General features: G+C 74.1%; 9 protein-coding genes and 2 pseudogenes. 6 read left to right on the plus strand and 5 right to left on the minus strand.

All coding sequences use genetic code 11. The features are described from left to right. Nucleotides 1–1,847, plus strand: a 1,847-nt coding sequence (locus GPA10_RS23250) for an ATP-binding protein (protein WP_157167203.1), incomplete at its 5' end; no start/stop codon positions are given. 100 nt (nt 1,848–1,947) lie between these two features. Continuing rightward, on the plus strand, nt 1,948–2,880 hold the full coding sequence (locus GPA10_RS23255) for a trimeric intracellular cation channel family protein (protein WP_157167204.1): 933 nt from the start codon (nt 1,948–1,950) through the stop codon (nt 2,878–2,880). Nucleotides 2,881–2,915: 35 nt separating this feature from the next. On the opposite strand, the pseudogene GPA10_RS23260 reads toward GPA10_RS23255, so the two are convergent. Together GPA10_RS23260 and GPA10_RS23265 are read right to left on the minus strand one after the other, a co-directional pair. Further along, nucleotides 2,916–3,878, minus strand: a pseudogene (locus GPA10_RS23260) (polysaccharide lyase family 8 super-sandwich domain-containing protein); the annotation flags it as partial. Nucleotides 3,879–4,132: 254 nt separating this feature from the next. Continuing rightward, nucleotides 4,133–4,983 (minus strand): annotated as a pseudogene (locus tag GPA10_RS23265) (slipin family protein). Nucleotides 4,984–5,094: 111 nt separating this feature from the next. Between GPA10_RS23265 and GPA10_RS23270 the strand changes: the two are divergent. Beyond that, nucleotides 5,095–5,880 carry a class I SAM-dependent methyltransferase gene (locus GPA10_RS23270; RefSeq protein WP_343041244.1) on the plus strand — a complete coding sequence of 262 codons (786 nt, stop codon included), beginning with the start codon at nt 5,095–5,097 and terminating at the stop codon, nt 5,878–5,880. A gap of 110 nt (nt 5,881–5,990) precedes the next feature. Here the strand turns inward: GPA10_RS23270 and GPA10_RS23275 are convergent, their stop codons facing one another. Then, nucleotides 5,991–6,941 (minus strand): GlxA family transcriptional regulator, encoded by a 951-nt coding sequence (locus GPA10_RS23275; protein ID WP_157167205.1) that lies wholly within the window; start codon nt 6,939–6,941, stop codon nt 5,991–5,993. 281 nt (nt 6,942–7,222) lie between these two features. On the opposite strand from GPA10_RS23275, the gene GPA10_RS23280 reads away from it, so the two are divergent. Beyond that, nucleotides 7,223–7,756 (plus strand): hypothetical protein, encoded by a 534-nt coding sequence (locus GPA10_RS23280; protein ID WP_157167206.1) that lies wholly within the window; start codon nt 7,223–7,225, stop codon nt 7,754–7,756. An 18-nt stretch (nt 7,757–7,774) separates the two neighbouring features. On the opposite strand, the gene GPA10_RS23285 is transcribed toward GPA10_RS23280, so the two are convergent. Next, nucleotides 7,775–8,803 carry a hydroxyacid dehydrogenase gene (locus GPA10_RS23285; RefSeq protein WP_157167207.1) on the minus strand — a complete coding sequence of 343 codons (1,029 nt, stop codon included), beginning with the start codon at nt 8,801–8,803 and terminating at the stop codon, nt 7,775–7,777. A gap of 608 nt (nt 8,804–9,411) precedes the next feature. On the opposite strand from GPA10_RS23285, the gene GPA10_RS23290 reads away from it, so the two are divergent. Together GPA10_RS23290 and GPA10_RS23295 are read left to right on the plus strand one after the other, a co-directional pair. Then, a complete protein-coding gene (locus tag GPA10_RS23290) occupies nt 9,412–10,176 on the plus strand; it encodes a DUF4232 domain-containing protein (protein WP_157167208.1) in 765 nt (254 codons plus the stop codon). Nucleotides 10,177–10,266: 90 nt separating this feature from the next. Further along, nucleotides 10,267–11,196: a GNAT family N-acetyltransferase gene (locus GPA10_RS23295; RefSeq protein WP_157167209.1), complete on the plus strand. Its 930-nt coding sequence runs from the start codon at nt 10,267–10,269 to the stop codon at nt 11,194–11,196. Nucleotides 11,197–11,292: 96 nt separating this feature from the next. On the opposite strand, the gene GPA10_RS23300 is transcribed toward GPA10_RS23295, so the two are convergent. Further along, a complete protein-coding gene (locus GPA10_RS23300; protein ID WP_157167210.1) occupies nt 11,293–12,105 on the minus strand; it encodes a dioxygenase family protein in 813 nt (270 codons plus the stop codon). Between the last annotated feature and the right edge of the window lie 89 nt (nt 12,106–12,194).

Genomic DNA, 12,194 nt, shown 5'->3' on the forward strand with positions numbered 1-12,194 from the left:
CCAAGGGCTCAGGCAGCGAGATCCTCGCCGTGTACATCGCCCGCAGCGACGGCCTCACCGCGGCCTCGCCGAAGGAACTCGCCGTCCAGCGCACCCTGGTCGAGGACCTCGGCGGCACCTTCCACCAGGTCGTCGGCGAGGACGTCACGGCGGCGCTGCTCGCGTTCGCCCGCGGTGTCAACGCCACGCAGATAGTCCTCGGCGTCTCCCGGCGCCGGGCCTGGCAGTACGTCTTCGGGCCCGGCATCGGCGCCACCGTCGCCCGCGAGTCGGGACCCGACCTCGACGTGCACCTGGTCACGCACGAGGAGGCGGGCAAGGGCCGCGGCCTCGCGCAGCCGCCGCGCACCGCCCGGCTCGGACGTGACCGGATCATCTGGGGCTGGCTCGTCGGCATGGTCGGCCCCGTGCTGCTCGCCCTGCTCCTGCGGCAGGCCGCGCCCGAGCTGGGCCTCGCCAACGACATGCTGCTGTTCCTGTCGCTCACCGTGGCGGCGGCGCTGCTCGGCGGTCTCCTCCCCGCGCTCGCGTCGGCGGCGTTCGGCTCCCTGCTCATCAACTACTACTTCACCCAGCCCGTCCACAAGGTCCTGATCTCCAACCCGCGGCACATACTCGCCCTGGTGATCTTCGTCGGGGTCGCCGTGTCCGTGGCGTCCGTGGTGGACCTGGCGGCCCGCCGCACCCATCAGGCGGCCCGGCTGCGGGCCGAGTCGGAGATCCTGTCGCATCTGGCGGGCAGTGTGCTGCGCGGCGAGAACAGCCTGGAGTCGCTCCTGGAGTCCGTGCGGGAGACCTTCGGCATGGAGTCCGTGGCCCTCCTGGAGCGCGCCGGTGACGTCTCACCGTGGACCTGCGTGGGCAGCGCGGGCGCCCGGCCGCACGTCGGCCGCCCCGAGGAGGCCGACGTCGACATGCCCATCGGCGACCACATGGCGCTGGCGCTCACCGGCCGTGTGCTGCCCGCCGAGGACCGGCGCGTCCTCGGTGCGTTCGCCGCGCAGGCCGCCGTCGTCGTGGACCGCGGGCGTCTTCAGTCCGAGGCGGGCCAGGCGCGGGCGCTCGCCGAGGGCAACCGCATCCGCACCGCCCTGCTCGCCGCCGTCAGCCACGACCTGCGCACCCCGCTCGCCGGCATCAAGGCGGCCGTCTCCAGCCTGCGCTCCGACGACGTCGAGTGGTCCGATGAGGACCGGGCCGAGCTCCTCGCCGCCATCGAGGCGGGCGCCGACCGGCTCGACCACCTCGTCGGGAACCTCCTCGACATGTCCCGCCTCCAGACGGACACCGTCACACCTCTCGTCCGCGAGATCGACCTCGACGAAGTCGTGCCGCTCGCCATCGAGGGCATGACGGCACCGTCGGAGGGCGTCGTCCTCGACATCCCCGAGGACCTGCCGATGGTCGCCGCCGACAAGGGCCTCCTGGAGCGCGCCGTCGCCAACGTCATAGAGAACGCCCTGAAGTACAGCCCCGCGGGCCGGCCCGTCCTCGTCGCCGCGAGCACCGCGGCCGACCAGGTGCAGCTGCGGGTCGTGGACCGCGGGCCCGGCGTCCCCGACGACGCCAAGGAACGCATCTTCGAACCCTTCCAGCGCCTCGGCGACGCCCCGCGCGGGGCCGGGGTGGGCCTCGGCCTCGCGGTCGCCCGCGGCTTCACCGAGTCCCTCGGCGGCACGCTCACCGCCGAGGACACCCCCGGCGGCGGCCTCACCATGGTCCTCGCCCTGCGCCGGGTCCCCGAACGCCCGGGGGCCGTACCCGCCCTGCCGACGGCCACCACCGGACGGTCCCCCGGGGAGCCCGCTCCGGTCGCCGCCCGGCCCCCGGTGACGTACGAAACGTAGAGAGACACCTGAAAGCACGAGCCACGAGGCACGGAGCACGAGGCACGAGGCACGGAGCACGAGGCACGGGGTGCGGGACCGAGCCGGGAGGCGGGCGGTGATGGCCGATCTGCTGACCCCGCACGGCGTGGCCCTCGCCACGCGCGGGCTCGACCTCGCCGGGGTGTTCGCCGCGGCCCTCCAGGGCGGTGCGATCGCCCGCACCGAACGCCTCGACCTGTTCGGATTCGCCGCCGTGGGCGTCGTCTCCGGGCTCGGCGGCGGGCTCATCCGCGACACCCTGCTCCAGCACGGGACTCCGGTGGCGCTCACTGACGTCTTCTATCTGCCGACCGCGCTCGCAGGCGCGCTCATCGCCTTCGTGATCAGCATCAGCCAGGACGCCTGGGACCGCCTCTTCACCGCCCTGGACGCCGCCGTCATCGGCTTCTGGGCGGTGGCGGGCGCGCAGCGGACCCTCGCCGCGGGGCTCGGCTGGCTGCCCGCGATGCTGCTCGGCACCATCACCGCCGTCGGGGGCGGCGCGCTGCGCGACATGATGCTGCGCCGTGTGCCCGCGGTGCTCGGCGGCAACGCGCTGTACGCGTCGGTGGCCGTGGTCGCCGCCGCCATCACCGTCGTGAGCAACTACGCCGAGCGGCCGACGCTCGGCATCGTGCTCGGTGTGACGGTGGCGCTCGTGCTGCGCCTCACCGCGTACCGGCGCGGCTGGGGGCTGCCGAGCGGGCTCGACTGGCAGCCCCGGTCACGCCTGGCGAGCGCGTTGCGCCGCGGGTGGCGGCGGGCACCGGAGGAGACGGAGCGCCGCGTTCCGGGGCGGGTGGCGCGGACGGCCCGGAGGAGGCGCGGGTCCCCGGGCAAGAAGGCACCCCGGGGCAAGGAGGCACCCCGGGGCGAGGAGGTACCCCGGCGGCTGCGGTTCCGCGGCGCCCGCCCCGCTCCCGGCACCCTCCGCCGCAGGCCCGCACCGGGGCACGCGCAGCCCACGCCGCCCAAGGACCCCACGCCCCCTCACCCGCCTGGCGGAACATGACCTGCCCCGTGCGGGCGCGCCGCCCTCACCCGAGCCGTACGGCGACCTTCTGCGTGGCGCCCTTCGTGTTCGACCAGCACGGCACAGGCGGCGCTCGCGGTGAGCACCCCGGCCGTGCCGCCCGCCCAGAAGGCCGCGCCGGTGAAGCCGAGCGAGGGCACGCCGACCGCCTGCCGCGCACCGGAGTTGGCGAGGATCCGCAGCCATCCCGTGGCCGCCGCGCGCTCGGCGGTGCGGGCCGGGCTCGCGCCGGGCAGCAGCAGGACGGCGTACCCGGCGTCCGTGGGGTCGGTGCCTGGTCGGCGTACAGCGTGAGGTAGGTGCGGGTCAGCGGCGTGGTGGAGCCGCCCTTGTTGAGTCGCTCCACCTGCCTGTGCGCTGCTCGCGCAGGGCGCGGACCGTCGCGCCGCCGGGGAAGACATGGCCGCCGTGCCCGCCGATGTGGGCCCAGCGGGTGTTCGTGAGCGTCCGCGACCACGGGGCGGTGGTGGGCTGGGCGGCGCCCACGCCCCCTCGACGGCGTCGAGGACGATCTCCTTCCCGCCGTCCCGCACATCCCACCGCGACCCGTCGAGCAGCGCGAGGAGGAGGCCGAGCCCGCCGAGCAGGACGGCACCGTCGGAACCGGTGTAGGGCACGGTCGTGTGCTGGATGAAGGACCCCTCGGCGTACAGGCCGTCACCCGACGTGACGTACGGGAAGACGGGCGAGAGGGCGTCCCTGGCCAGGGCGAGCTTCGCCGCGTCGGCGCCGACGACGCCGCGCAGCGCGAGCCCCCGGCACAGGTCCACGCGGTTCGCGCCGGTACTGGTGCCGCTGTACGAGGCCACCGCCGAGTCGGGTACGAAGTGGTCGACCGCCGCGCAGAAGCGGGACGTCTGCTCGGCGGAGAGCGCCTCGTACATGAGCACGCAGCAGTCGAGCAGGGCCCGCGGGGCGCCGATCTGCCAGCTCCACCAGGTGCCGAAGCGGGCCCGGCGTTCGTTGTAGACGTCCGCGTACGAGGCGTCGGGCCACAGGGCCAGGTGGCGCGGAGCGCGGCGTACTCGTCGATGTCGGGCTCGACGACGGGCTCGGTTTCGGGCTGGGGGAGCCGTCGGCACCGGCGCCCGGGACGGCGCGAGCGGCTGGCTGCGCGCCAGGTGTCGTGCGGGCACGTGCCGTGGCGCGAGTGGGTAAGCGCTTTCTGGTGTGGGTGGGACTGGGGGCTCAATGGGCGTGACGCGGGAAGTTCGGTGCGGCGGCGGACCGTTCAGCCGCGGTCGTCGGGCCGTGCGGCGGTCTCGGCAGGGGCCTGGGCAGGGGGTCCGGCGGCGGCCCCGGCGGGGCTCTCCGCGAGGGGTGGCTGCTGGTTCGCGGCGCGTTCCAGGAAGCGCAGGAGTTCCACGGGGAAGGGCAGGACCAGCGTCGAGTTCTTCTCGGCGGCGACGGCCACGACGGTTTGAAGGAGCCGCAGTTGCAGCGCCGCGGGCTGGGCGGACATCTCCTTGGCGGCCTCGGAGAGCTTCTTGGAGGCCTGGAGCTCGGCGTCGGCGTTGATCACCCGGGCGCGCCGTTCGCGGTCGGCCTCGGCCTGCCGGGCCATCGACCGCTTCATGGTCTCGGGCAGGGACACGTCCTTGATCTCGACCCGGTCGATGTGCACGCCCCAGCCGACGGCCGGATCATCAGCTCCAGGCCCTGGTTGAGCTTCTCGCGGTTGGAGAGCAGATCGTCCAGGTCGCTCTTGCCGATGATGGACCGCAGGGACGTCTGCGCCATCTGCGAGACCGCGAAGCGGTAGTCCTCGACCTGGATGATCGCGTTGGCGGCGTCCACCACCTTGAAGTACACGACGGCGTCGACCCGCACCGTGACGTTGTCGCGGGTGATGCCCTCCTGCGCGGGCACCGGCAGCGTCACGATCTGCATGTTGACCTTACGCATCCGGTCGACACCCGGCACGATCATGGTGAACCCCGGGGCGCGTGCGCCGCCCGACAGCCTGCCCAGGCGGAAGACGACCCCGCGCTCGTACTGCTTGACGACGCGGGCCGCCGACATCACGTACACGAGACCGGCGGAGACCGTGGCCACGCCCGCCACGAGGAGTTCCTGCACCATGACGACCCCCTGTCCCTCCGAGCCGTCGGTCCCTCGACGATACGCCCGGCCGCCGGGTCGGGGCGAGCCCTTGGCGCGGCCGGAACGCCCCGCACTCACTAGGCTGTGCCGGTGTTCACCTCCCAGGGCCCCTCGCTCCGCGAACTGACCGTGCAGGCGCTGTCCTCCACCGAGCGCGGCTACGACCTGCTGGCTCCCAAGTTCGACCACACGCCGTTCCGCACGCCGGAGCGCATCCTCGACGCCTGCGCCGCGGCCCTGCGTCCCCTCGGCCCGTTCACGTCGGGGCTCGACGTGTGCTGCGGCACCGGGGCGGGCGTGGCGCTCCTGCGGCAGATGTGCCGCGAGCAGGTGACGGGCGTCGACTTCAGCGCCGGGATGCTGGCCGCGGCACGGACGGCACTCGGGCCCGCCGCGGGACCGGGGGAGGGTCCGGGGGCGGTGACGGAGGGAGACTCGGGGGACTCGGGGGACTCGGGGCCCGCGCTGCACTGGGTGCGGGCCGACGCCCGTGCGCTGCCCTTCCGGGCGGGCTTCGACGTGGCCGTCAGCTTCGGGGCGTTCGGGCACTTCCTGCCCGCCGAGCGCCCCGGCCTGTTCGCCCAGGTGCACCGTGCGCTGCGCCCCGGCGGTCTGTTCGCCTTCCCCATCGGCGCGCCGCAGCCGCTCACGTCGCCCTGGTACTGGGCCATGCTCGGCTTCGACCTGACGATGCGGGCCCGCAACCTGCTGTGGCAGCCGCCGTTCGTCATGTACTACCGCACGTTCCCGCTGGCCGGGGTGCGGGCGGACCTGGAGCGCGCCGGGTTCGCCGTGGAACTGCTGCCCCTGGAGGAGTTCGGCCGCCGTGACGACGGCAGCCCGCGCTGGCGCATGGTGGTGGCGCGCAAGGCGTGACGCGAGCGCGCGCCCCGGTCCGCGCGCTCAGCCTTGCGCTGCATTCGCACGCGGCCTCGCGCTGAGTTCTGCCTTCAGCCTCGAGCTGAGCCGGGCGCTCCGCACCGTGCTCAGGCCCGCACGCCGGCGAACGCCCTCCGGTACGCCTGCGGGCTCACCCCGGCGATCCGCTTGAAGCGGTCGCGGAACGCCGTCGATGAGCCGAAGCCGACCTGCGCGGCGATGCGTTCCACCGGGTGTTCGGTGGTCTCCAGGAGGTGCTGGGCCCTGCGGACCCTGGCCCGGTGGAGCCACTGGAGCGGTGTCGTGCCCGTCTGCTCGCGGAAGCGGCGCAGCAGGGTGCGGCTGCTGAGGCCGGCGTGCCCGGCGATGTCGTCGAGGGTGAGGTCGCGGGCCGCGTTCTCGTCCAGCCAGGCGAGGAGCGGTTCGAGCACGGTGCCGCGCGGCGTCGCCGGGGGCAGGGTGCCGATGAACTGGGCCTGGCCGCCCTCGCGTTCCAGCGGTACGACGGACGCGCGCGCGGCCTCGGCGGCGACCAGCGAGCCGTAGTCGCGGCGGATCATGTGCAGACACAGGTCGAGCCCGGCGGCGGCGCCCGCGGAGGTGAGGATCTGGCCGTTGTCGACATACAGGACGTCCGGGTCGACGGTCACGTCCGGGTAGGCCTCGGCGAGCTGCCCAGCCGCGTACCAGTGGGTGGTGGCCCGCAGCCCTTTGAGGAGGCCTGCCTCGGCGAGGACGAACGTGCCGACGCAGATCGAGGCGATCCGCGTGCCCGCGTCGGCCGCCGCCCGCAACGCGTCGAGGGCGTCGTCCCGCACCGGCGCCGAGGGGTCGTGGACACCCGGCACGATCACCGTGTCCGCGTCCGCGAGCCCGCCCAGGTCGTAGGGGGCCCGCAGCGTGAACGCGCCCGCGTCGACCTCGGGCTCGGCGGCGCACACCCGTACCCGGTAGGCGTCGCGGCCCCCGGGCAGCTGGGTGCGGGCGAAGGCGTCGACGGGCATGGCCAGGTCGGAGGGGATGACGTCGTCCAGGGCGAGGACCGCAACCGTATGCATGGCGGAAACGTACGACACCACCGACATTCCGCCAAGCCGCCCGCATCGGCCCGGCTCTCCCGCGCAGGGCGTTCCGGCTGTTCCATGGTCGATGGCGAGATCTCGTTGAAGGCTGGCATTCCTGCCACTGTCGGAGCGCGGGGCGCCCTCGCTAACTTCAGTGACCACGCGTCAGTGGAATCCAGAAGCGGCCGCATGGTCGAGAAATCCAGTAGTGACCACACGGCCGAGAGCCGAGTAGTGACCACACGGCCGAGAAACCCGGACCCGAGAGCCCCTCCATGTCGAAGCTGTTCCTGATCCTGCACGTCCTCGCGGCCATCCTGGCCGTCGGTCCCGTCGCCGTCGCCGCCAGCATCTTCCCCAGGGTGCTGCGCGAGGCCCTCGCGGCCCCGGGCGCCGAGGCCCCCGTGACCACGCTGCGCATGCTGCACCGCATCTGCCGCGTCTACGCGGGGGTCGGCATCGCCGTGGTGGTCTTCGGGTTCGCCACGGCGAGCAGCTTGGGTGTGCTCGGCAGCGCCTGGCTGATCACCTCCATCGTGCTCACGTTCGCCGCGGCGGTGGTCCTGATCGTGCTCGTGCTGCCACGGCAGGAGCAGGCCCTCGACGCGGTGGCCGGGGCCGGGGCCGGGGACGCGCCCACCGGCGCGGGCGGGTCCGGCGGTGCGCAGGGGGCCTCCGGCGCGGGGGCCGTGACCCTCGACGCCCGCGCGAGCGCACAACTGGCCATGTTCACCGGGGTCTTCAACCTTCTGTGGGCCGTCGTCACCATCCTGATGATCGTCAGGCCCGGCTCCACGACCGGGGCCTGACCCCGCGGCCCGCCCCGCTCACGCGAGGAACTCAAGCCGTTCGGCCCGTACGGGATGGGCGAAACCGGCGCCCGCGGCCCACCGCGCGAGCTCGCTCACCGCGACGTCGGTGAGGCGCTCCCACTCGTTGCCCAGGGAGCCCGCGAGGTGCGGGGTGATCAGCGCGTCCGGGCAGTCCCACAACGGGTGTTCCGGCGGCAGGACTTCGGGGTCGGTGACGTCGAGCACCGCCCGGATCCGGCCCGCCGCCACCGCTTCGGTCAGCGCGACCTGGTCGACCAGGGCACCGCGGGCGGTGTTGATGAGGACGGCGCCCGGGAGCATCGCGTCGAGCAGCGCCCGGTCCACGAGCCCGCGGGTGGCGGGCAGCAGGGGGGTGTGGACGCTGACGACGTCGCTCTGCTCGAACAGCTCCCGGAGGCCGACCGCCCGCACGCCGAGGGCCGCGGCCTCCGCCGCGGTCACGTACGGATCGTGCAGCAGCACCCGGAAGTCGTACGGACGCAGCAGTTCCACCACCCGCCGCCCGATGTGCGAGGCCGACAGGAGGCCCACGGTGCGCCCGTGGTTGCCGACCGAGCGCGGGGTGGCCAGCGGGTCGTCGCGGCGGCGGGCCGCCTTGAAGTCGCGTGCCCGCTCCAGGACCCGCTTGCCCGTCAGGAGGATCATCGCGACGGTGTACTCGGCAACGGGCAGCGCGTTCGCGGCCGCCGCGGACGACACCTCGATGCCCCGCTCCCAGCATGCCGGCGTGACATGACCGCGTACGGAGCCCGCGGTGTGCACGACGGCCCGCAGCTCCGGTGCCGCGGCCAGCGCGGCCTCGTCGAGCGGCGGACAGCCCCACCCGGTGATCAGCACCTCGGCCCGCGCGAGCACGGCCCGGCTGCGCGCGCCGGTGAAGTCGTCCAGGACGGGCGGGCCCTGGAGGTCGCAGACCTCGGCGAGCGCGGTGAGGACGTCGGGCAGGAGCAGGGCGGCGGCGGCGCCCGGCGACATGGCGAGGGCGGCGACCGGCCGGTGGCCCGGGGGCGGTGGGGTGCGCATGCGGGACGGGGCTCCTCACTAGGGCGGCACGCCCGGCGGCACCGGGCCCGTACGAGTGTCGCCGGTGCGGGCGGCGCACGCACGTGTCACGTGCCGGTCGTGCGCTGGTCGTGCGCCGGTCGTGTGCCGACATGGGCCCGAGCGCCGGAAATCGGGGTGTCCGGGGAGGTTCGGGGTGCCCGGGAGGTGTGGACACGGTGGGCAGGGGCACGCGGCTGAGTACGGTGACGATCGCGTCGACCGGGAACGCCTCCGCGGACGAGGGCCGACCGACGACGCCTCGACGGACGCGAGACCGCTGATGACGTCTTCACGGGCAAGACGGGTGAGACGGGCGAGCGTCCGCTGATGTCACCTCGACGGACGCGAGTCCACTGACACCGCTTACGCGGACGAGCGTTCACGGGCAAGGTCGCTGCGGACGCGAGTCCACTGACACCGCTTACGCGGACGAGCGTTCACGGGCAAGGTCGCTGCGGACGCGAGTCCACTGACACCGCTTACGCGGACGAGCGTCCACCGGCAAAGTCGCTGCGGACGCGAGTCCACTGACACCGTCTTCACGGACGAGCGTCCACCGACGACGCCTCGACGGACGAGAGAGGCACATGATGAGCGAACGGTCCCGGATCTCGCGCGGCTCCCGGCCACGCCCCCTTCTCGTCGCCCTGGCCGCGACGAGCGCCCTGCTGCTCGGCGCGTGCGGCGGCGGTGACAGTGACGAGGGCAAGTCCCCGCCGACCCCCGCGCCGGCGGACGCGGCGAGCACGGCGGGCGACCCGGACGCCGACCCCGCGTCATCGCCGGGCACGCCGGACCCCGCAGACACGCCCCCGGTGCAGAGCACGCCTCCGGCGAAGAGCACGGCCCCGACCGGCGAACCGACGGCGCCCCCGGCGTCGGACCAGGCGCCGGGCCGGGCGTCGACCCCCGCATCGGACCCGGCGCAGCGGTCCGCCGCCACCCCCAGGTGCACCGCCGACCACCTCGCGCTCTCCCTCGGCCGTGGCGACGCGGGCGCGGGCAACCGATACGTGCCGCTGGTGTTCACCAACACCGGGACCACGGCGTGCGCCCTGCGCGGCTACCCCGGAGTCTCGATGCTCGACGCCTCCGGCGAGCGCATCGGTCACCCCGCGAAGCGCTCGGGCAGCGCGCTGCCGCCGGTGGAACTCGCCCCGGGCCGGCACGCGTACGCGGCCCTGCACACGGTCGCGCGGGGCCTGACGGACAAGCCGTGCTGGCCCCGGGCCCAGCGGGTGAACGTCTATCCGCCGGGGTCGAAGCAGTATCTGCGCGCGCCCGCCCGGTCCTTCGAGGTGTGCGGGAACACGTTCGACGTGAGCGCGGTGGCGCCGGGCAAGCACCCCTGACGCCGGGGCGGCGAGCGTCGTAGCATAGCCCCGTACCGCATCGCATGGCGGCCTCCTGCAATATCACAGCCCCGACCGGGAGGTCCCTCCATGTCCGCGCCCAAGGTGTCCGCGCTCCAGGTGCGCCCGTTCCACCGCGACGACCGCGACCAGCTCACCGAGCTGGTGAACAGGCACGTCGCCGCCGTCGTGCCGGGCGGCTCCATCTCCGTGAACACCGTCCTGAACAGCCTGACGCGGCGGCCCGACGAGTTCATCGTCGACCCCTGGGTGAGCGAGCGCGTCACGCTCGTCGCCGAGCAGCGCGCGTTCGTCGTGGCCGCCGCGCACCTGCTGCGCTACCGCCCGGACGGCGACGTCGGCCCCGACTTCCGCGACCTGGGCATGGTCGACTGGTTCGTCAGCCACCCGGCCGCGTCGTTCTGGCCGGACGCCGACGAGGCCGCCGACCTGCTCATGGGCGCCTGCCTGGCCCAGCTCTCCCGGTGGGGCGTACGGGCCCGCGCCGCCGACGGAGCGCTGCCCGCCCCGGCCGTCTACGGGCTCCCGCGCGTCTGGCCGCACGTCCGCGCGGCCTACGAACGCGCCGGTTTCCGGCACACGGGCCACACCGAGGTGATCCTCGTCGCCCCCGTGTCCGCCCTGCGCCCGAGCGGACCGCCGCTGCCCGGTCTCGCCGTGCGCCGCACCCTCGGCGAGTGCGGCACGCGTCTGACCGCCCACCTCGACGGCCGCGACCTCGGCTTCATCGAGGTGGACACCGCTCTCGGCCGTCCCGAACGACAAGCCCGCGACGGCTCGTTGGCCGACATCGGCAACTTCTGCACCGAACCGGGGCACGGCGTCGAAGGCCTGGAGGCCTGGCTCCTCGGCGAGGCCGCCGAGTGGCTGCGCCTCGCCGGGGCGGACCGGGTGCTCTCCTATGAGACGTCCGACGACACCGAGGCGCTCAGGCGCCTGACGTCGCTCGGGTTCAGGGAACTGGTGCGCACGGACCGGGGCTGGCAGCACGGGGCATAACGTCGTGGGTGCCGGGTGCCGGGTGCCGGGTGCCGGGTGCCGGGTGCCGGGTGCCGGGTGCCGGGTGCCGGACCTCGGGCGCCGGTGCCGGGTGCCTCAGCCGATCTGCACCGACCGCTTCGACAGGCCCAGCCAGCTCCCCTCGATGACGCTGCGCTGGGTGTGCAGCTCGTCCGCTCCCGCGCCGAGCGTCACCGCGAGCGGTACGAAGTGCTCCTCGCGGGGGTGGGCGTACTGCGCCGCCGGGGCCTTGTGCGCGAAGTCGAGCAGGGCGTCGACGTCACCGGCGTCCAGGGCGCGGCGCCCCCAGTCGTCGAACTCGGCGAGGGCGGACGGCACGTGGTTGTCCGGGCTGATGGCCCGCAGGTTGTGGGTGAAGGAGCCGCTGCCGACGATCAGTACGCCCTCGTCGCGCAGCGGGGCGAGCCTGCGGCCGATCTCCATCAGCTTGCGGGGGTCGAGGGTCGGCATGGACACCTGAAGCACCGGTACGTCCGCGTCCGGGTACATCTCCAGCAGCGGGACGTAGGCGCCGTGGTCGAGGCCGCGCTCGGGCAGGTCGTGCACCGGCATGCCCGGTCCGCGCAGCAGGGCCTTGACCTGCGCGGCGAGTTCGGGGGCGCCGGGAGCGTCGTAGCGGATGCGGTAGTAGTGCTCGGGGAAGCCCCAGAAGTCGTAGACGAGCGGCACGGGGGAGGTCGCGCCGAGGGCGAGCGGGGCCTCCTCCCAGTGTGCGGAGACCATCAGGATCGCCTTGGGGCGCGGCAGGCCCGCGCCCCACCGCGCGAGTTCGCCCGGCCAGTGGGCGTCCTCGGCGAGAGTGGGGCCGCCGTGGCTCATGAAGAGGGTGGGCATGCGCTCCGGGGCGGGGCCGGGGGAGGGCTCGGTGTCGGGGGTGGCGGTGCTCATGGCGGGCTCCTGGAGGGTGGTGAGTCCCTGAGGGTGTGATCCACATTTGGATTCAAATTTGAACCACATGGTGTCCCTGACCGTACTCG

The sequence above is a fragment of the Streptomyces typhae genome (assembly GCF_009755605.1).
Classification (GTDB): Bacteria; Actinomycetota; Actinomycetes; order Streptomycetales; family Streptomycetaceae; genus Streptomyces; species Streptomyces typhae.

Coding starts and splice junctions, on each gene's coding strand:
- GPA10_RS23255 (WP_157167204.1), top strand. CDS start 1,948: ATGGCCGATCTGCTGACCCCGCACGGCGTGGCCCTCGCCACGCGCGGG.
- GPA10_RS23275 (WP_157167205.1), bottom strand. CDS start 6,941: ATGCATACGGTTGCGGTCCTCGCCCTGGACGACGTCATCCCCTCCGAC.
- GPA10_RS23280 (WP_157167206.1), top strand. CDS start 7,223: ATGTCGAAGCTGTTCCTGATCCTGCACGTCCTCGCGGCCATCCTGGCC.
- GPA10_RS23285 (WP_157167207.1), bottom strand. CDS start 8,803: ATGCGCACCCCACCGCCCCCGGGCCACCGGCCGGTCGCCGCCCTCGCC.
- GPA10_RS23290 (WP_157167208.1), top strand. CDS start 9,412: ATGATGAGCGAACGGTCCCGGATCTCGCGCGGCTCCCGGCCACGCCCC.
- GPA10_RS23295 (WP_157167209.1), top strand. CDS start 10,267: ATGTCCGCGCCCAAGGTGTCCGCGCTCCAGGTGCGCCCGTTCCACCGC.
- GPA10_RS23300 (WP_157167210.1), bottom strand. CDS start 12,105: ATGAGCACCGCCACCCCCGACACCGAGCCCTCCCCCGGCCCCGCCCCG.